This window comes from Streptosporangium sp. NPDC006007 (assembly GCF_040614315.1).
Classification (GTDB): domain Bacteria; phylum Actinomycetota; class Actinomycetes; order Streptosporangiales; family Streptosporangiaceae; genus Streptosporangium.
Genome location: NZ_JBEXUG010000001.1, coordinates 173,739 through 193,462, shown reverse-complemented (window position 1 = coordinate 193,462; position 19,724 = coordinate 173,739). Strand labels below are relative to the sequence as shown.

16 protein-coding genes are annotated in these 19,724 nt (G+C 69.5%); 6 read left to right on the top strand and 10 right to left on the bottom strand.

Going from position 1 to position 19,724, the window contains the following annotated elements; genetic code table 11:
* The first annotated feature begins 55 nt into the window (after positions 1–55).
* From ABZ194_RS00870 to ABZ194_RS00860, 3 genes are all read left to right on the top strand, one after another.
* The gene (locus ABZ194_RS00870; protein ID WP_355590227.1) at positions 56–2,944 is read left to right on the top strand and encodes a DNA methyltransferase; all 2,889 of its coding nucleotides are present in this window, start codon (positions 56–58) and stop codon (positions 2,942–2,944) included.
* Positions 2,945–3,037: 93 nt separating this feature from the next.
* A complete protein-coding gene (locus ABZ194_RS00865) occupies positions 3,038–5,041 on the top strand; it encodes an AAA family ATPase (RefSeq protein ID WP_355590224.1) in 2,004 nt (667 codons plus the stop codon).
* Positions 5,038–6,276: a hypothetical protein gene (locus tag ABZ194_RS00860; protein WP_355590221.1), complete on the top strand. Its 1,239-nt coding sequence runs from the start codon at positions 5,038–5,040 to the stop codon at positions 6,274–6,276. The genes ABZ194_RS00865 and ABZ194_RS00860 overlap by 4 nt, the downstream gene beginning before the upstream one ends.
* 72 nt (positions 6,277–6,348) lie before the next feature.
* Here the strand turns inward: ABZ194_RS00860 and ABZ194_RS00855 are convergent, their stop codons facing one another.
* Positions 6,349–6,786 (bottom strand): ATP-binding protein, encoded by a 438-nt coding sequence (locus tag ABZ194_RS00855; protein ID WP_355590561.1) that lies wholly within the window; start codon positions 6,784–6,786, stop codon positions 6,349–6,351.
* A gap of 244 nt (positions 6,787–7,030) precedes the next feature.
* Here ABZ194_RS00855 and ABZ194_RS00850 point away from each other — a divergent pair, with 244 nt between their 5' ends.
* A complete protein-coding gene (locus ABZ194_RS00850) occupies positions 7,031–8,650 on the top strand; it encodes a hypothetical protein (protein ID WP_355590218.1) in 1,620 nt (539 codons plus the stop codon).
* 247 nt (positions 8,651–8,897) lie between these two features.
* On the opposite strand, the gene ABZ194_RS00845 is transcribed toward ABZ194_RS00850, so the two are convergent.
* The 7 genes from ABZ194_RS00845 to ABZ194_RS00815 are packed head-to-tail and all read right to left on the bottom strand — an operon-like array spanning position 8,898 to position 16,050.
* Positions 8,898–9,365, bottom strand: a complete 468-nt coding sequence (locus ABZ194_RS00845) for an NUDIX domain-containing protein (RefSeq protein WP_355590214.1) — start codon at positions 9,363–9,365, stop codon at positions 8,898–8,900.
* A gap of 31 nt (positions 9,366–9,396) precedes the next feature.
* Positions 9,397–11,016: a carbamoyltransferase C-terminal domain-containing protein gene (locus ABZ194_RS00840; protein WP_355590212.1), complete on the bottom strand. Its 1,620-nt coding sequence runs from the start codon at positions 11,014–11,016 to the stop codon at positions 9,397–9,399.
* On the bottom strand, positions 11,016–11,885 hold the full coding sequence (locus ABZ194_RS00835; protein WP_355590209.1) for a hypothetical protein: 870 nt from the start codon (positions 11,883–11,885) through the stop codon (positions 11,016–11,018). The genes ABZ194_RS00840 and ABZ194_RS00835 overlap by 1 nt, the downstream gene beginning before the upstream one ends.
* Complete coding sequence (locus tag ABZ194_RS00830) at positions 11,872–12,921, bottom strand: Gfo/Idh/MocA family oxidoreductase (RefSeq protein WP_355590206.1); 1,050 nt, start codon at positions 12,919–12,921, stop codon at positions 11,872–11,874. The genes ABZ194_RS00835 and ABZ194_RS00830 overlap by 14 nt, the downstream gene beginning before the upstream one ends.
* Positions 12,918–13,838, bottom strand: coding sequence for a sugar phosphate isomerase/epimerase family protein (locus ABZ194_RS00825; protein WP_355590203.1), 921 nt, complete (start codon positions 13,836–13,838; stop codon positions 12,918–12,920). Before ABZ194_RS00825 ends, ABZ194_RS00830 begins: the two co-directional genes overlap by 4 nt.
* Positions 13,835–15,073 (bottom strand): methionine adenosyltransferase, encoded by a 1,239-nt coding sequence (locus ABZ194_RS00820; protein WP_355590200.1) that lies wholly within the window; start codon positions 15,071–15,073, stop codon positions 13,835–13,837. The genes ABZ194_RS00825 and ABZ194_RS00820 overlap by 4 nt, the downstream gene beginning before the upstream one ends.
* Positions 15,073–16,050 (bottom strand): glycosyltransferase, encoded by a 978-nt coding sequence (locus ABZ194_RS00815; RefSeq protein WP_355590197.1) that lies wholly within the window; start codon positions 16,048–16,050, stop codon positions 15,073–15,075. Before ABZ194_RS00815 ends, ABZ194_RS00820 begins: the two co-directional genes overlap by 1 nt.
* A gap of 176 nt (positions 16,051–16,226) precedes the next feature.
* Between ABZ194_RS00815 and ABZ194_RS00810 the strand changes: the two genes are divergently transcribed.
* On the top strand, positions 16,227–17,579 hold the full coding sequence (locus tag ABZ194_RS00810; protein WP_355590194.1) for a hypothetical protein: 1,353 nt from the start codon (positions 16,227–16,229) through the stop codon (positions 17,577–17,579).
* A 45-nt stretch (positions 17,580–17,624) separates the two neighbouring features.
* Positions 17,625–17,987 (top strand): recombinase family protein, encoded by a 363-nt coding sequence (locus ABZ194_RS00805; protein ID WP_355590558.1) that lies wholly within the window; start codon positions 17,625–17,627, stop codon positions 17,985–17,987.
* Between the two features lie 291 nt (positions 17,988–18,278).
* On the opposite strand, the gene ABZ194_RS00800 is transcribed toward ABZ194_RS00805, so the two are convergent.
* Both ABZ194_RS00800 and hisF read right to left on the bottom strand, forming a co-directional pair.
* On the bottom strand, positions 18,279–18,590 hold the full coding sequence (locus ABZ194_RS00800; RefSeq protein ID WP_355590191.1) for a hypothetical protein: 312 nt from the start codon (positions 18,588–18,590) through the stop codon (positions 18,279–18,281).
* A 330-nt stretch (positions 18,591–18,920) separates the two neighbouring features.
* Complete coding sequence (gene hisF / locus ABZ194_RS00795) at positions 18,921–19,691, bottom strand: imidazole glycerol phosphate synthase subunit HisF (RefSeq protein ID WP_355590188.1); 771 nt, start codon at positions 19,689–19,691, stop codon at positions 18,921–18,923.
* Between the last annotated feature and the right edge of the window lie 33 nt (positions 19,692–19,724).

Here is a 19,724-nt window from a genome sequence, read left to right as displayed (position 1 = left end):
CGCCGGACAGGACAGCGGGCCCGGCACGGCCGACGCCGGCGGCGGACGGAACCGGTTGCGACCGGACTTCCTGCGCGACTGCGAACTATCCAACGACGATCTCCTCGCCGCCGTCCACTCGCTGTCGGTGACCGAGGAACGCGGCAGGGCCATGCCCGTCGACTTCAGGAACCTGGGCGCCGAGGAGTTCGGCGGCGTGTACGAGTCTCTGCTGGAGCTGCGCCCCGCCGTCGAGCCCGGCACCCGCGCCTTCCGCCTGCTCGCGCTCCCCGGCAGCGAGCGCAAGACCACCGGGTCGTTCTACACGCCCACGGCGCTCATCGAGTCCCTGCTGGAGTCCGCGCTCGACCCGATCATCGACCGGGTGTCGGCCTCCCAGATCCCCTCCGACCTGCTGACCATCAAGGTCTGTGACCCGGCCTGCGGCTCGGGGCATTTCCTGGTCGCGGCGGCCCGCCGGATCGCCAAACGCTACGCCGCCCTGTACACCGGCGACCCCGAGCCCACCCCGGCGGCGGTCCGCATGGCGATACGGCTGGTCACCGCGGCCTGCGTGTACGGCGTGGACGTCAATCCCCTCGCTGTCGAGATCGCCAAGGTGTCGCTCTGGATGGAGTCCCTCGAACCGGGGAGCCCGCTGTCGTTCCTCGACGGGCACATCAAGCAGGGCAACGCGCTGCTCGGCGCCACCCCGAAACTCGTGCTGGACGGTGTGCCCGGCGACGCGTTCAAGCCGATGCCGGGTGACGACGCGGGCTACGCGGCGCGGCTGCGCTCCGACAACGCCTATGAGAGCGGCGGTCAGAAGATCTCCGGCGGCCAGGAGACCCTCGACTTCACCGACGACGACCGGTTGAGGATCGACAACGCCAGGATCGCCGCCCGCCTCCAGAAGATCACTCCTTCTCCGGACGCCCCCCTGTCCGTGATCCGGGCGAAGGCCCAGGAGTTGCGCGAGTTCGAGAGGCGGGACCCGGAAAGGGCCCGGCAGAAGGTGCTGGCCGACGCCTGGTGCGCCGCCTTCGTCTGGCCCAAGACGCCCGGCGCCCCCCGGCCGATCACCAACGCCACACTCTCGGCGCTCTACCGGGGCGCCCCCCTGCCCGAGGACACCTCGGAGCTTCTCAGGAGGCTCACCGACGGCTACGCGTTCTTCCACTGGTACCTGGAGTTCCCCGATGTCTTCACCACCGGCGGAGACTCGGAGACGGGATGGACCGGCGGGTTCTCCTGCGTGCTCGGCAACCCTCCGTGGGAGCGGGTGAAGCTCCAGGAGAAGGAGTACTTCGCCAACCGTGACCCGGCGATCGCCAAGGCGGGCAACGCGGCGATCCGCAAGAAGATGATCGACGATCTGGCGACGGGCGAGGACGACGCCGACCGGGAGCTCCACCGGAACTTCTCCGAGGCGCTGCGCCGCTCGGCCGACATCGCCCACCTGCTCCGTGACTCCGGGCGTTACCCGCTGACCGGACAGGGCGACATCAACACCTACTCGGTGTTCGCCGAGACGGCCCGCACCATCCTGGCGACGGACGGTGCCGCCGGTCTCGTGCTGCCCACCGGCATCGCCACCGACGCCACGACGGCCCCGTTCTTCGGCGACCTCGTACGGCGTGGCGCGCTCGCCTCGTTCCTGGAGTTCGAGAACGAGGCCTTCCTGCTCAGCAGGGATGTCGATCACCGTGTCCGGTTCTGCCTGCTGACGGTGGCCGGGGACCACGTCCCGGCGGCGACGGTGGCGTTCGGCGCGCGCCGGATGAGCGACCTGGCCGGCCGGTCGTTCAGGCTGCCGCCGCAGGAGATCCTGCTCGTCAACCCCAACACCGGCACTCTGCCGCTCTTCCGCTCCCGCCACGACGCGGAGATCACCTTCGACATCTACCGGCGCGTCCCAGTGCTCCTCCGCGAGACCGGCCCGGACCGGCCGGGCGACCCTCCCGCCAACCCGTGGAAGCTGTCATTCTTGGCCATGTTCCACATGGCCAGCGACTCAGGCCGCTTCAAGCCGGGCGCCGCTCTGGAACGGGGCGGCTGGAAACCGGAGGGGAACGTCTACGTCAAGGGCGAGGAGCGCATGCTGCCGCTGCACGAGGCGAAGATGATCCACCACTACGACCACCGGTACGGCACCTACGAGGGCCAGACGCAGGCACAGGCCAAGATGGGCACTCTCCCCCGCCCCGGTCTGACCGACAAGGACGACCCGGCCTATGCCGTCCAGCCCCGCTACTGGGTCTCGGAGGCCGAGGTCGACGAACGCCTCGGCGACCGCTGGGACAGGAAGTGGCTGCTCGGCTGGCGCGACATCTGCCGCAGCACCGACGAGCGCACGGTGATCGCCGGACTCCTCCCCCGCGCGGGAATGGGGCATACCTTCCCCCTCATACTCACCAGCCAGCCAATCGCCCCGCTCTACGCCAACCTCACATCGTTCGTGCTCGACTACGTGACCCGCCAGAAGATCGCGGGGACTCACCTCACCTACGGATACCTCTACCAGCTTCCCGTGCTGCCGCCCGAGGAGTACGCCAAGCCGTGCCCGTGGCTGCCCGCCGTACAGCTCGGCACGTGGGTGACGAGGCGGGTCCTGGAACTGTCGTACACGGCATGGGACATGGCGGGCCTGGCCACCGACCTCGGGGACGGCGGGGCGCCGTTCCACTGGGATGAGGAGCGCAGATTCGACATGCGCTGCGAGCTCGACGCCGCCTACTTCCACCTGTACGGCGTGACCCGCGACGACGTCACGTTCATCATGGACGGCTTCGGCGCGTTCCAGCGTAACGATCCCCATCGGTTCGCCACGACGGTCACCCGCATCCTGGAGATCTACGACGCGATGGCGGAGGCGACCGCCGGGCGGAAGCCGTACGAGGCGCGGCTGGCTCCTCCGCCGGGGCAGGGCCCCCGGCATCCGGACTTCGCCCGGCAGAACCCGTAGTCTCGCGGAACGTTGTATCCGAAGAACTGTCGGCGACATCTGACAAGATCGGAACCGTCTTTCCCTCGGCCCCCTCCCCCGATCGGAGTCCCGATGGCCGCGACCGAAGAGATCGCCTCCAGGGTCTCGTTCACACTGCTCCAGGTGCTGAACGCTGCCGTCTCACTGAGGCCGGCCGATGCCTGGGCCGGGGTCCTCAGGCGATATCCGGAGGCCGAGACCGAGTGGGAGCGGGCCGGAGGCCGCATGTCCGCCATGGACATGCTCAAGTTTCAGACCAACACCCTCGTCAAGTGCGGCTGGTTGCACCGCGCCACCGACACCTGGGAGATCACCTCCGGCGGCAGGGCCATCCTGCGGCGATATCCGGATCCCGGGGATTTCGGCGCGGCCATGGCCGCCACATACCGCTACTGGGAGCGGCATCAGGCGGATTTCTGGACGGCCGTGCGGCTGACGGGGGCGATTCCCGAGGGCAGATGGGCCTCCAGAGACGACGTCGCCGCCCTGACGAAGATCAACCCTGTGCCGCTGACGGAGCTGCTTGAGGCCGAACGGCCCGACGGCTGGCGCAGGGTCCTCACCTCGGAGGGGTACGTTCCCCATCACGAGAGCGGTTCGCATCGCGAGTGGCTGAGTGTCCTCTCGGGCGAGGGGCTGAGCAACGTCAACGGGCAGGTGGCGGCCGGGCAACGGCTCACGGCAGACGACCTCCGTCAGTTCGTCCAGCCCGCCCGGGTGGGCCGGCGGGCCTGGCTGGTCCGGGCCAACGTCGAGGGCAGGAACCTGGTCGGCGGCTGGCTCGCCGAGGGGTTCTGCTCCCTGCAGGCCGACCGGCTGCAGCCGCTGCCCCCCGGTGTCGGCCGTGACAGAGTGCACGCGGCGGTGGAGGACGGTTACGACTCCTTCACCTACAGTGAGCGCAATCAGCGGGTCACGGAGTTCTTCGCCTTCCTCTCCCAGATGAACGAGGGCGACCTCGTCATCACGAACGACGGCCCCGGCTACCGCATCGGAAAGATCACCGGTCCGCCGAGGTTCACCGCCTCAACGGGGTCACTGTCCAACCTCCGGCGCGCGGTGGAATGGGTCACCTCGGGAGAGCCGATCGATCTGCTGGACCTCCCCGACACGCTGACGGCGAAGATGGTCTCACCGTACGACGTGGTGGATCTGACCGAACGCCTCGCCGATCTGCTGGCCCTGATCGGCGAGGGGAGCACGCCCGGCTCCTTCACCCTGGCGGATGTTTCCGAGAACCTGGCCGACAAGCTGCTCCTCCCGCGCGACTGGCTACAGGAGTGCGTCGAGCTGCTCCGCGAGCGTCCCCAGTTGATCTTCGACGGGCCACCCGGAACCGGTAAGACCTACCTCGCCAAGAAGCTCGCCGCCCATATCACCGGCGGCCTCCGGGAGAACGTGTCACTCATCCAGTTCCATGCGAACTACGCGTACGAGGACTTCTTCGAGGGATACCGTCCCGGCGACGACGGGAACGGCGGGATGAGCCTCGTCAAACGGGACGGCCCTTTCCGGCTCCTGGTCACAGCGGCCAACCAGCGCCCCGAACAGGCCTTCGTGATGATCATCGACGAGATCAATCGCTGTAACCTCCCCCTGGTCTTCGGCGAGCTGTACTTCCTGCTCGACTACCGCAACGAACCGATCCATCCGCAGTACTCCCCCCACGAGTCCTTCACCCTCCCGGAGAACGTGCACATCATCGCCACGATGAACTCCTCCGACAGGTCGACGACCCACCTCGACTCGGCGATGCGCCGCCGGTTCTGGATCAAGGAGCTGCATCCCGACTCCCCGCCGGTGAACGACCTGTTGCGGAGGTGGCTGAAGAGCGAAGGCCTCCCAGAGGATGCCGCCGGCCTCCTCGACAGACTCAACTCGATCATTCCGGAACGCGACTTCAAGATCGGTCCGTCGCTCCTGATGCGCAGGAGCTTCCACGAGTCCGACACCGGACTACAGCGGGCCTGGGAGACACAGATCATCCCCACCCTCCGCGAGCTGCACATCGCCGACGGTACGGCCGTCGCCGAGCGGTACGGCCTGAGTGCCCTCCGCAGGAGGCGGCGCCCATGATTCCGGTCCCCCTGAAGGAGGGAAGCAGCGAGGGGGCCACGGCGGAGTTCTCCGCGGAGACCGCGAAGATCCTTAAAGACAGGAAGATCGCCTCCGTCACACCGCTGGGCGGTGGAAGATACGCGCTGCGGGCGCTGCTCAAGGTGGGCGCCGTGCGCTTCCCCGATCTGGAACTGCACATCCAGCCCAAGCTGACGATCAGCCGTCTGTGGTTCCTGCTCGGCTTCGCCTACAAGGGGGTCGAGTCCGGGTGGCAGGAGCCGGAGGTCTCCGCGAACGAGCACCCCGGCCTGCTCCCCGGGGTGGCTCACGCGTTCCTCCGCGCGACGGGTAAGGCCCTGCCGCACGGTCTGCCGCACGGCTACCGGCAGGAGTCACGTGCCCTGCCCGTCGTCCGCGGCCGAATCCGCGAAGCCGACCAGGTGCGCCGCCAGTACGGCCGGCTTCTCCCCGCCGAGGTGACCTATCACACGTTCAGCGTGGACACCCCCGAGACCCGGCTCCTCCGGGCCGCGACCGAGCGGCTTCTCCAATTGCCGGGAGTACATCCCACGGTCCAGGTCAGGCTGCGGGAACTGCTGCCCCCCCTGCGACGCGCCGCGTCCATCCCCGCCGGAACGATCCCCGCGTGGCGTCCGTCCCCGGCCAACGCCCACTACCGGACCGCCCTCGGGCTGGCGGATCTGGTGCTCCGAGGCGGTTCCTTCGAGTTTCACGACGACTCCGGCCGTGCCCCGCTCGCCGTCGACGGGCTGCTCGTGGGAATGGACAAGGTCTTTGAGGATTTCCTCGAACACGCCCTGGGCGGACTGCTCACCCGGCACGGCGGGGTCTGCGAAGCTCAGGAGAGGGAAATCCACCTGGACGTTGAGCGGAGCTGGGCGATGAAACCGGACATCCGCTGGCACGAGGCGGGCCGGACTCACGCGATCATCGACGCCAAGTACAGCGGTGCGAAAGGAGAGCCCGAGCACCGCTACCAGATGGTGACCTACTGCGCCAAGTTCCACAGCCCGCAAGGTCACATCGTCTACGCGGGCGGAGGCCGGAAACCGATGATCAGGCGTCGGATTCTCAGCCCCCGCATGGAGTTGTTCAACCACAGGCTGGACCTCGCCTCACCGATCGAGGAGATCCGCGTCCAGCTTGAGGACATAGCCCAGCAGATCATCACCGTCGCTCACGCGGCCCGCACGAGAAACCGGGCAAGGACCTTCAGGTTCGGGCCGCCATGACGGCGCGGGCTCCCGGGGAGGGACACGCCCGCGAAACCGTCTCCCCGGGCCGGCCGGTGCCGCTCGCGGCGATCACATCGGAGAAAGCTCCGCCCACACCGCGTGACCCGTCGCCCGCGTGCCCCGGCAGCCGACCCTGGAGGCCAGGGCCGCGACCAGGGCCAGGCCCCTGCCGTGCTCGGCGAACGGATCCGTGTCCCCCCGGCTGTCGAACCGGGGGGTCGCGCCTCCGCCTCGGTCATAGACGGTGATCCGGACGCCCCCGGCCCTGCGCGTCAGCTTGACGGTGAAGGTGCCGTTGAACCGCCCGCTGCCCGTGTGGGTGATGGCGTTGGCCGCGAGTTCGGCGACGACCTGCTCGGCGTCGTCCCGGCAGGGCGAATCCTCCAAGAGGAACCGGATGAAGCGACGAACCCGGGGGATCTGATCCGAACGTCCGGGAAAGGTCCGCCGGCAGATCACCCCACCTGGAAAAAGTCTTACCGTCACATCCGTCAACGCCGGAGGCATCTCACTCCAGACAACGGCCACATCGTCTCCTGCCGAGAGGTCGGAAAACACCTCCAGAACGATGACCCGGAGCCGCCCTTTCAGGTAACTCCCACTTGACGGATTCAGATCACCCCAGCACCTGGCCGCCTGACCTGCGCCGACACCTCCCCCACCCTCGGAGCATCCCCATTTCCCCTCAGTTCTGTTACTCTCAGTGATTAGATGTATACGATTTACCCATATCCCGGCCAAGGAGGGAACCATGTCAGGCGAGGGTTACCGGGCACTGCTCGACTGCCGACGGCGCGCCACCACACTCCGCGCCCGATCCTTCACCTACGACCAGATCGCCGACGTACTGGCCCTGGACCACCACGTCAGCCCACTGCGCCTGTACCGCTACGCCCACGGCCGCACCGCCTCCAACGTGGTGGCCGCCCACAACGACCTCGACCCGGCAGGCACCGCCGGCCTTCGCGAGGCCCGGCTGTACGACTACGAGGCCTGGCCCACGACCGGCCGCCGCGCCCCCGCCCGGACCGTCGCCATCCTGGCGTGCCTCTACCAGACCACCGCCCGCCGCCTGCTTCCCGACGAGGTCTACGCCTCCTACGGCCCGCGCGACCGCGACCTCCTCGACCGGACCGACCACCGCCACCTCGACCCCCACCAACGCCTCCGCGCCGCCGCGCCGGCCTCCCGTGACGAAGAACTCCCCGCGTGGAGTCTGGCGTCCACCCCGCCCACCCATGACAGCATGAAACCGCAGCCGGCTCCCGCCCGAGTCCCGCCCCCGGGACCCGCTCACTGCGCCGAGCTGCTCCGTGCGCTGAGCGCCGAGGAGGCCGACCTGAAACGACGCGAACTACTCTTCGAGCTCGCCCTGCTCCTCGGCGGCACCCCCGCCCTGGGCCTGCTCCGCCACCTCACCCCCTCCGAGCGGGAACGCCTGGCCGCCGCGGCCCACCGGCGAACCCCCCTCGACAGCGGCACCCTCGACCTGCTGGAACGACTGATGACCCGCCTGTGGGCGATGGACGAGAGACTCGGCCCAGAACACGTCCTACCGGTCGCCGAGGCCAAACGCGCTCTGGTCGGTGACCTGCTCCACCAGGGATCCCTCACCCCGGCCCCCCGCGAACGCCTGCTCCGCCTCTACTGGAGCCTGTCCCACCTGATGGGGTGGAGCCACTTCGACCTGAACGACTATACGAATGCCACCCATCGCTACGCCGAAGGACTTGCCGTAGCTCACGAATTGCGCGCTCCAGCTCTTCTGGCCCACATACACGGCCTAATGGCCAACATGTTCCTTCACCGGAACAAACCGACTGTCGCCATGGATCACATCTTCGCCGCCGAGGAGTGGGCCAAGAGGAGCGGTAACCGCCTGCAACAAGCGGCGACACTCACCGCGCTTGCCAGGGTGCTGTCCGGAGCGAGTCGCGACGATGCCGGCCTCCGGACTCTCGACCGTGCCATGACCCTGGCGGAAGCAAAACCCGATGACCCCCAGCTTCGGCATCTTTTCTGGTGCAATCCACGCCGCATCAATCGTCACCTGGTGTTCTGCCTGGTTGAGCTGAATCAGCCGGACAGGGCGATAGCCGAGGCAAAACGGATCATGAAAGATCTGCCCCCGGAGTGGAGCCGGGAACGAGGCCTCCTGCACCTCGAATACGCCACCGCGCTGATCCAGAAACGCGAGATCCCCACGGCCGCCGCCATGATCGGTGAGGCCGCCCGGGAGACCACGGGGCACAGCTCCGCCAGGCTCACCCAGGCCATCCGTCACACCCGGTCACGCCTCCAGCCCTGGCAGGACAACAAGCACATCCGAGACCTGGACGAACAGCTCCGAACCCTCTCCATCACCGGCTGAAAGCGCTCCCCCACACCCCACTCCCCCGCACCCTCCGGCCGACCGTGCCGGCCACCGTGCTCCACCACCCGTGCGAGAGCCACACCAAACACCTCCGAGCCGTCCTTCCTCCGACTGTTCTGACAATAACCGTCGGAGGAGGGACCGCCAGAAGCGATCTGTTCGACCGGGGCGGTCCGTTGATCGCCCGACGGCTGACGTGACCGCGGAAGAACGTGGGCATGGGTCCGGGTCCGAACCCGGGGAGTCATCGCAAGAGAATGGGGCGCTCGGGTACGCCTGCGGTCAGGATGTCGGTGATGAGGTCGCTGAGGCCGAGTGGGTAGACGGTCTCGCTTGTCGAGCGCAGGTCATCAAGGGTCCACCAGCGGTGAGCCTGGATGGTGTCGGGCTGGGTGGCGCGGTCGGGGTCGATGTCGTCGGCGGTGATCCGCGCGAGGTAGTACCGCTCGACCTGGAGAACCTCCTGGCCGCCGACCTGGTGCGCCTTGCTGCGCTCGGCGATCTGGGCATCGAGGTGGACGGCGCCTTCGGCGATGCCGAGTTCCTCGCGGAGTTCGCGGTGCAGGGCGGTGGTGTGGTCTTCGCCGCTGTCGAGGGAGCCGCCCGGGGTGGCCCAGAAGCCGCCGTTCTCCTCATAGCGCAGCAGCAGCACCCGCTTGTCCTCGTCCAGGGCGATGACGCGGGCGGCTGTTCGCAGTGGTGGGGTGCTCATGTCGCCCATTGTGGCAGTTCAGGGTGGTGGCTCAGTTCCGTTCGACGAGGTAGTCACCGATGCAGACGGCGTCCAGGTCGCAAGCCTGAAAGGTGGCCAGGGCGTGGGCGGGGGTCTCCACGATGGGTTCGCGGTCGTTGAAGCTGGTGTTGAGCACGAGGGGTATGCCGGTGATCTGGCCGAAGCGCTCGATCACCGCGGCGAAGGCCGGCGCGTGGCCGGGGTCGACGGTCTGGACGCGGGCGGTTCGGTCGACGTGCACGACACCCGCGATCTTGTCCGCCTTTTCCGGGTGGACCGGTGGGGCCAGAAGCATGAACGGGGAGGGCACGTCGAGGTCGAACCAGTCTGGTGCGTGGGCGGCCAGGACTGCGGGGGCGAAGGGCCGGAAAGGTTCGCGGTGCTTGATGCGGTCGTTGAGCGCCTGGGAGCCGGCGGTGGTGCGCGGGTCGGCGAGGATGCTGCGGTTGCCGAGGGCTCGGGGCCCGAGTTCGCTGCCCCCGGCGAACCAGCCGATGATCTTTCCTGCGGCGATCATCTGGGCGGCGGCTCGGGCGATGTCGCCCTCGCGGCGCCACCGGTAGGGGGTGCGGCGGCGCTCGACGAGCCCGGATCGCGGGTCGCGCAACAGGGCTTGTTCGATCTCGCTGTCGCTGTAGGGGCGTCCGAAGGAATCAACGGCCAAGGGACGGCGCGGCAGGTCCCCGGTCAGCCGGTGCCAGCCGTACAAGGCGCACCCCAGGGCTTGGCCGCGGTCGGAGGCGGCGGGCGGGGCGAAGTATCCGGTGACGGCGCTCAGGCGGCGGAGTTTGTCGGCGGCGACGCAGTTGAGGGCGACGCCGCCGGCCAGGCACAGGTTGCCCTGTCCAGTGGCGGCGATGGCCTGCTCGGCCAGCGCGCACAGGGCTTGTTCGGTCTGGGCTTGCAGGTAGGCTGCGGCGTTGACGCCGCGCGGGTCGTTGCCGAGGCTGTCTGGGGGGCCGAAGTCCCAGCCGGTGCGCGCGGCGAGCTCGGCCACGCCGGCGGCGTGGGTGCGGGTCAGGCGACCGTGCACGGTCACGTCGGTGACGTCGAACAGCGGGGCAAGGTAGGCGCCCGGATTACCGTAGGCGGCCAGTGCCATGACCTTGCCGGCTTCCTGCTCGTGCCAGCCCAGCCAGTTGGTGAAGGCCTCAAAGGTGGCGCCGATGCCGCCCGCGCGGGGGCGGCCGGGCAGGTTGGAACCGAGGCGGGTGATCCGGTCCGGAGTGGCCATGTAGAAGGTCTCGGTGTCGTGGTTGTTGCCGCCGCCATCGACGACCAGGACGGTGGCCTGCTCATGCGGGCTGAGACAGTAGGCAGTGTAGGCGTGGGCCAGGTGGTGGTCGACGGCGGTGATGCGTGCCGCCTGGACACCCAGACAGGCCAGCCCCGTCTCAGCCGGCGCAGGAGGGTGGTGGCCGATTCCGGAGACGACCACCAGGTCGACCTCGTCGAGGTGGCGTTCGGCGGCCCGCAGGCAGTACAGCAGGGCGGCCTGCCATCCGGGGCTGTAGCGGGTGCGGTTGAGCCGCTCCTCGCTGATCGCGATCATCGCGTGCTCGGTGATCAGAGCGACGCCGCCGTCATGGCCGAGGTTGATGCCGACGACACATGGAGTCCGGGTGCTCATCACGCCGCCCGCGTGGGGTCATCCGCCAGCAGGTCCCACAGTCTGGTTTGGCCGGATAGGTCGCGGTGCAGGGCGCCGAGCTGGCACAGCTGGACGGTTGTGCCGCGGTGGTCGAGCGGTTCGCTGAAGGGATGCCCGAGCGCCTCCAGCCCGCCGAGCGCTTCGTAGGCGTCGGCGAAGTGTGAGGCCAACCGTGGCCGGGTGGCGGGCGTGGTGCTGGTGAGCAGACACTCAGCGCTGTCGGACAGCCCGGCGCCGGACAGCAGTGCGGCGACCTGAGCCAGGACGGTGTCCGGTGATGCGCCATCGGTGTCGATGATCAACGGAGGGGAGGGGCACAGGGTGGGGGCGACGTCGGTGTAGAAGGTGCGCAGCCGTTCCAGGAGCCTTTCGTCGAACCACTGCTGCCAGCGGGGCCGCTCGGCGACGTTGCCGCGCCGGTTCAAGCTCTGCCCGGGGCTGACCAGCAAGATTACGGTCATGACCTGCGCGGGCAGGGCCGGGGCGATGCGCCGGGTGTAGAAGTCGACGGCGGTGTGGTAGGGCAGCGAGTCCTCAGCCCGGGTGGCCCAGCAGTAGGCCAGGGCGCCGAGGTGGTTGCGGTCGGAGATGAGCAACTCCGTGGCCGGGTCGGACGACAGAGCCGTCATCGCGCGGGCCTTGTCCAGCTCGTGCCGCAGGAACCACAACGAGTGCCCGGCGGGCGAGGGGTGCACGGGGGCCCGCAGTCCGGCCGCCAGGCGGGCGTTGGGTTCGGTGAACCACAGGCATCCATCCCCCAAGGCGGGCAGTATCCGCGCGAGCAGGGACGTCTTGCCCGCTCCGGGCGGCCCGTCCAGAACGAGTACGGGCGCGTCAGTTCCGGACATGATCGGTGTCCTTCGTGTGGGTGGGGCAGAATGTGGTCATGGTGGCCAGGCCGAGCGCGAGCTCTTCCACCCGCAGAGCGAGGTCCGCGCTGGTCGGTAGGTCGGCCGGGTGCTGCGCCGACAGCCGTTCGTCGATGGCCGCCCACATGGCGGCGAACGGGTCGCCGAAGCCGCTGCGTTCACCGTCGGCGCTGGTGGTGAGGCGGGTGGCGGCCGCAGTTTCATAAGGGCGGGCGAAGTCCACGGTGGCGGCCTCGACGGCGTCGGCCAGGTGGATCTGTTCGTGGAAGACCCCTGCGGGCGTGGCGCCGATGATCAGCGTGAACAGTTGTCCGGCCGGGCCGCGCAGGGTGGCGTGCAGCCACTGTCCGACGGGGTCCACGACGCAGGCGGCCGGCGCGGCGCCCGCGGCGGCCAGGACCAGGGCGGTAAGCAGATGGTAGCCCTGCCACAGCAGGATCTGCAGCGCCGCCACCTGGTGACCCTCCAGGCCCGGCGGAACGGGCTGGGGCGGGTCGTCGGCGAAGGTGTAGAGGGCGAACCCGTCCGGCAGCAGCCGCTGGCGAGCGGTCTCGTCGAGCCCGTCGGCCTTGACCAACCACCCCCCGGCCGGTTCGGGGACCGCGGCCAGCGCGGCGTGCAGGGCCGGGTCGTGGGCACGCATCCCCCCGACTTCGAGCAGTAGCCCGGCTGTGCGCGCCTGCTCGACCAGGGCCCGGCTGCGGGCGAGGTCCAAGCTCACCGGCTTCTCGGTGAAGACATGGGCCCCGGCCGACAGCGCCGCGTCGATGAGCTCCTCGTGCACGCCGGTGAGGACCACCAGCATGTCTGCCCCCTCCAGCACCTCGGGGGTGCTCGCGGCGATGTGGGGCACCGTGAAGCGCTGCGCGGCGGCGCGGGCGCGGGCCGGATCACGGTCGGTGAGGGCGACTACATCGAACGCCGGGTTGCTGGTCAGGTGCGGCAGGTGCAGGCCGAAGGCGGCGGCGCCGCAGCCAGCGACCGCCAGCCGCCACGGCCGATGCGTGCGGGTCATCGGGGCACCTCCGCGATGTGCCAGCAGCCGGTGGCCGCCTGGTGGGAGCGGCGGGCGATCTCCTGCTCGGGCAGGGCCCTCAGGTCGGGGTTGAACAGCTCCACCGAGACCGCTCCGATGTAGTCGACATCGGTCAGGGCCTGGGCCAAGACCGGCCACGGCAGGGCCCCGTCGCCGGGGAACCGCCGTGCGGCGTCGCTCCACGCGGGCCCGGCCGCCGGGGTGTCGGCGATCTGCACATGCCCGACGGTGCCCGCACCGAGCCCGGTGATGTGGCCAGGCTCAGCCCCGGCTACCGCCCAGTGGAAGGAGTCGACCAGCGCCACCACGTTGCCGCGCCCGGCCTGGGCCAAAAGATCGGTCAACTGCGGCAGCGTGCTGGCGACCGGGTAGGGGCCGTCCAAGTCGGGTGGCAGTCCGACCTGGACGCTGACCGCTTCGACGGCCAGCAGCACCCCGTGCTCGGCGGCCGCGTCGGCGAGCACGCCGATGCGATGCAGGGCGACCTCCAGCGCCTGCGCTTGAGGGAGGTCTGAGCGCGGGTTCAGCACGGTCGTGGCGACCGGGCAACCCAGCGCGGCGAACCCCGCCAACCGTTCCCCAAGCCCGGCCAGGCACGCCTGGTAGGCGTCGGGGCCGGTCAGGAGCGGGGCGGGCAGCACCGGCCCCGCAGGCAGGATGCCGCTCGCGGCCGCGACGCTCAACCGGTGTTCGGCCAGCAGGTCGCCTACCCGGTCCAGGCCATGGGCCAGCGCCTGCTGGATCGACAGCTCGACCGCGCTGAATCCAGCAGCCGCCGCCAGGGCGAGAAACTGCGGGAGGGCGACACCGGACAGCGTGGCCGGGTTGAGGCAGGGGGTGAACGGGGCGGCCCCGCTTGTGGCAGCTCCGTCGGGGGATGCGGGCGCGGTGCTCACGCGGTGGCCAACTTCCCGGCCAGCAGCTCCGAGCGCAGATCATCCAGCCCGGCCAGCACCTCGCTAATCACCCGACATGCCACCGATTCGGCGATCGGGTCCGGGCCGGAGGCCTGGACGACGGCCTGCCATGGGTCGTGCAGATCCCGCCCGGACTGCGACACCAGCGCGACCGCGCAGGCCAGCCCGCTCTCCTGGTGCAGTCGGCGGGCGGCCTCGGCGGCGGCCAGGTTGTAGAGCTTGCCGACGTGGTAGACCGGGTTCTTGCCCGACACGCCCTCGGCCGACCACGGCCGCAGCATGCTGATCAGCCCGTTGGCCCGGTTACCCCGGCCGACCACGCCCTCGTCGCCGGACTCCAGGGAGGAGCCGGTCGCCGTCAAGTACAGCTCGGGCCGATGGTCCTGGTCGCGGGTGTTGACCGTGACCTGCACCCGGTGGCCAGGGGCGAGCTGCGCGGCCAGATCGCCGATCAGCTCACGCATCTGCGCGCGCCGGCCGACATAGGTGTCCAGGTCCGGGGTGTGACGGGCGATCTGCGGCACGCAGGCGGTCACCCGAATCTGGCGGTCGTAGCGGACGACCATGAGCTTGATGTCGGTGCCGTAGTGCGGGTGCGCCGCCTTGAACGTCTCGCTGCTCAGATGCGACTCGACGGCCATGGTGAGCTGCTCGGCCATCCCGTACGGCGCGTAGCCGACCCCGGCGGAGGTGTCGTTGGCGAACAGCCGGTGCCGCTCGGCCAGGTCCTCCAGGCTGCGCGGGGCGAACCAGCGCTGCCGCGACGCCCCTTCTTCCTGACCACCGTGGACCGCACCGGGGCTGGAGGCCTGCGTCAGCCGGGTGCGGACCTCCACCCACTTGCTGGTGTCCAGCAGCGGCAACGCCTCACCGAGGTAGTCCTTGACCGCCGTGGTGACGATGTCCTCCACCGGGATGACCTGATCGCCGAGGGCGGCGGTGATCCGCCCGTTGACCAGGACCTGGATCGGTGCGGTCAGCTCCCCGTAGCCGAACCACACCTCGGCGCCGCCGCCCAGTAGCGCGGTCTTGTCGGTGTTGTGGTGCAAGATCGCCCCGAAGGCGTCCAGGCAGTAGCGGCTGTAGGCGCGGGAGATGGCCTCAGCCACCCCGTCGGCGAGCGTGTCGGGGTGGCCGGAGCCTTTGCGCTCGACCAGCTCGACGCCGGTCGTGGCAGAGACACCGGTCAGGCCACTGGTGGTGATGATGTCCATCAGATGCTCCCCTTGGTCGGCAGTTCGGCACAGAAGGCGGGGCGGCGGCCGAGCAGCCGCAGCCGCCACCGTTCGGCGTGGTAGGTGGTGATCCGGGCCAGGTCGCGGGCCGACTCCACCGCGCGCGAGCGGTCCAGGAACGCCCACCCCTGCACCAGCCCGGCGGCCACGTCGCCGACAGCGGCCCAGCCGGCTTGGATTGCGGCGGGCTCCACCCGCACGCTCAGGTGCATCCGGGCCACGCAGACCCCGTGTCCGGCGCCCTGGCGCAGGAAGTACCGCAGTGTGGTCTCGGGCCGGTAGATCGGATGGCAGACCACGGCCTTCGGCTCGATCAGCGTGAGGTGGCCGAGCTGGCGGGCCCGGTCGATGAACTCCAGATCTTCGCAGTCACCCATCCACCGCCCTCGGCGGCCCAGGTCGGTGCGGAACAAGCCGATCTCCAGCGCGGTCTGACGCTCGAACATCAGGTTGCAGCCGGTCACCCAGTATGGCCACACCGCCGGCTCGCGCCCCTGCGGCCAGTCCACCGCGCCGTGGCACTCGCGCAGCGCCTTGGTCAGCACCACCACTTCGCCCTGCGGGTACTCCACGATGGAGCGGCCCCCGACCGCGAAGACCCCTTCCTCCTGGGCCGCGGCGACCAGCGTCCGCAGCCACTCTGGTTGCGGGGTGATGTCCGGGTCGGTGATGGCGACGTACCGGCCCCGGGCCGCGCAGATTCCGCGGTTGCGGCCCGCGCTCAGCCCAGGCTTCGGCTCCTGCAGCACTCGCAGCTCAAATGGCCAGGTGCTCTGCCGCAACGCGTTGGCGATCGGGCGAATTCGTCCCGGAGGGTCGTTGTCCACCACCACCACCTCCATCAGCTGCGCCGGCAGGCTCTGCCGGGCGAGCGCGCCCAGCAGGTCCGTCACCGCCGCGGCGTTGCCTCGGGCACTGACCACTACCGACACCAGCGGCGCATCGGGTTCCGCCATCGGCGCCCGCCTCCTTCACCCCGTCGCGAACGGACACCGCCCATTAACCGCCGCCGACGCCGCGTCCGGAAGCCAAAACGTGTTGCGGAGGTGTTGCCGATCGCCTGCCTGCCCTCTGGTCTTTCGGGAGGAGCTGTCTACTGTGAAAATTCAGGAGGCCGCGCAGAGGAGAACCGATGCACGACCAGCCCTTCCGCCACCCGCTGACCGCGCTGCGCGCTGCACTGGGGGTGCCGGCCGACAAGTACCTGGACCACCTGGATGAGGCGCATCACGCCCTCGGATACGGGCGCATGGCCAAGCGACGAGAGAAGGTCTGCCGCTGGGAGACCGGCGTACACACCCCCGACGAACACGCCCAGCACGCCATGGCCCGACTGCACGGCATACCGCGCGAGGCCGTCGCCGAACTCGGCTGGCCGGACTTCCTACTGCGTGCCTTTCCCGATGACAGCCCGGTCCTCTACAGCCCCTGGACCACAGCGGGTACCGTGGCATCAATAGAGGCTGCCACGCGGGGAGGCTCCATGGACCGACGGGGATTCCTCATCTCCAGCGGCGCGGCGCTGGGCGCCATCGCCATCCGATGGAGCGACACCCTCACCGACCTGCCCCTGCATCCATCCCGGGGCCGACGGCTGACCGCCGCCATGGTCGCCCGCCTCGAACAGCGCCTGGATGACCTCCGCCACCTCGATGACGTGCTGGGCAGCACCGAGCTGCGCCCCTCGGCAGTGGCCGAGTACAACCTGCTCAGCAACCTCGCCCAGCAAGCCGTGTACGACGGCGCCGTGGGCAGGCGCCTGTTCTCCACTTTGGCCGAGGCATCGCGGATATGCGGCTGGCTGTACTTCGACTCCGGCCTACACGCCGCCGCCCAGCGCTTCTACATCACCTCGCTGCGCGCCTCAGCCACTGCGGGAGACCCCGAAGTCGGCGCCAACACGCTCAACTTCATGACGATCCAGACCTACTCCGTGGGCAACCCCCAAGACGCGGTCAACCTCATCCAGACAGCCCAAAGACAAGTCTCCGGACACACGACGGCCCGAGTCCGCGCCAGGCTGCACGCCCGAGCAGCCCGCGCCCTATCCAAGACCGGAGACCTTAAAGGCTGCGCACGCGAACTCGACGCAGCCCGCGACGCCTACACTGCGGGACCATACGACGGCGATCCGCCTTGGGCCTACTCACTCACCGCTGGGGAGATCGAAATGCTGGCGGGCTCGGCCGCCCTCGATCTCAAAGACCCCGGCCGCGCTCTGAAGCACTTCGCCGCCGCCCGAGCAGCCGAGTACGCCGCCGCCGGACACGTACGCGACAGCGTGCTCTACCTGGCCCGCTCGGCCCACGCCCATCTCGAACTCGGAGACCTGGACGCGACCTGCGCAACCGCCACGCAAGCACTCACCCAGAACAAGGGCATAGGCTCCTGTCGTCCCTCCGACGCGCTCAGCGACCTCCGTAACCGGCTGGCCTCCCATCGCGACGTCCCGGTCGTCCGCGAATTCCTCAGCCTGAGCGCGTAGCTGGCCGGGAGCGGGCACCGCTGACATCCGTATCGGTTACGCCCGCTGCTCCCCCTGCCCCAGGAACTGCAATCACAACTGGACGCGCTCATCGCACACGGCATCGGCCGAGGCAAGGTCTTCTCCAAGAAGATCAGCACCCGGGTCCGGGGCCGCTCGCAGTTCGATGCCGCGCTCACGCTGGCCCGCCAGATCAAGGCCCATGCCCCGCACTGCCGCGTCATCTTCACCGTCTATGAGATGAAGCATCTGGGCCGGGACGCCATCGAGCTCACCGCACCGGCCGATCATCTCACCGCCCATGGCCTGGTGCTGAAGATGCTCGCCAGGCCGCTGCCCGGCCTGCATGACCCATCAGGTCCGGGGCGGATGCTGTTCGGCTTCTTCGCCGCGATGGCGGAGACCTAACGCGAGAACGTCCACGAAGCCACCCTAAAAGGCCTGGACGCCGCAGCCCGCAAGGGCAAGCACGGCGGCCGCCCTCAGGTGATCACCGATGACATGCTGCATACTGTGCTCCGCCGCTGCGTCAGCGGCGAGTCCGTCGAAGACATCCGCGCCGATCTACCCTCACCGGCAAACGCAAGGGCCGCAACACCAGCCTGGCCGAGTACGACAAAGCCCAGGTCTACCCCGAGGCGATCGGGGCGGCCCACGCTGACTTCACCGGCCTCCACACCGCCGGGTGACCTCGCGGCCTCACGACGGCAGCCACACCTGCAGCGCCTGATCGTCACCGGGGTCAGGCTCGATCCGATACCCGGCCTTGATCAGCACCGCCTCGTACTGCACGAGCTCCTGCACAGAGATCTCAGCGTCATTGGCGCAGGCAAGCAGGAACGGCACCCCCTCGCCCCCGCCCTCAACGACGAACCCACCATGACCCTGGCCGAACTCCCGCCGCCCCGCCTTGCGCAGCGCCTTCCGGACGGCCTCGGCGTCGCGGTCACACGCCGTCCACAACGGCCGTCTGCCCTCGCCGTACCCGAACTCCGGCTTGCCCTGGCTCATCACCACATCGTAAGCGATCTCACACCTGAAGCGACAGACTGCTCGAATCGTTGCCGGTCAGGGCTATATCCGCTGGATTCTTCGACAGGACTACTGGGACCCTTGCCGGCCGGCGACCCGCGCAAGTCGGTGAGGCCGCCCGGGAGACCACGGGGCACAGCTCCGCCAGGCTCACCCAGGCCATCCGTCACACCCGGTCACGCCTCCAGCCCTGGCAGGACAACAAGCACATCCGAGACCTGGACGAACAGCTCCGAACCCTCTCCATCACCGGCTGAAAGCGCTCTTCCGCCCTCCCTGCTGTTCCTCACCTCACCGCACGCAACGGTGTCAGCGGACGGGGTGGCCCGCCTGGCGGAGGGTCTCCTTCACCTCACCGATCTTGAGCTGGCCGAAGTGGAACACCGACGCGGCCAGGACCGCGTCGGCTCCCGCCTCGACGGCCGGCGGGAAGTCCTCCAGGGCGCCGGCGCCGCCGCTGGCGATCACGGGGATCGACACGACCCGCCGTACCGCGCGGATCATCTCCAGGTCGTAGCCGTGGCGGGTGCCGTCGCCGTCCATGGAGTTGAGCAGGATCTCCCCGGCGCCGAGCTCCTCTCCGCGCCGGGCCCACTCGACCGCGTCGACGCCGGTTCCCCGCCGGCCGCCGTGTGTGGTCACCTCGAAGCCCGACGGGGTCGGCGGGCCGTCGACGACCCGGCGGGCGTCCACCGACAGCACGACGCACTGCGCGCCGTACCGCCGCGACACCTCGGTGAGCAGCTCGGGGCGGACGATCGCCGCGGTGTTCAGGCCGACCTTGTCCGCTCCCGCGCGCAGCAGCCTGTTCACGTCCTCGACCGAGCGCACCCCCCCGCCGACGGTGAGGGGGATGAAGACCTGCTCGGCCGTCCGGCGGACCATGTCGTACGTCGTGGACCGGTCGGAGCTGGAGGCCGTGATGTCGAGGAACGTCAGCTCGTCGGCCCCCTCGGCGTCATAGCGGCGGGCCAGCTCGACCGGGTCTCCGGCGTCGCGGAGGTTCTCGAAGTTGACGCCCTTGACCACCCGCCCGGCGTCCACGTCCAGGCAGGGGATCACTCGTACCGCGACAGTCATCTGCAACTCCTCGTTCCCGGCCGCGCACGCGGC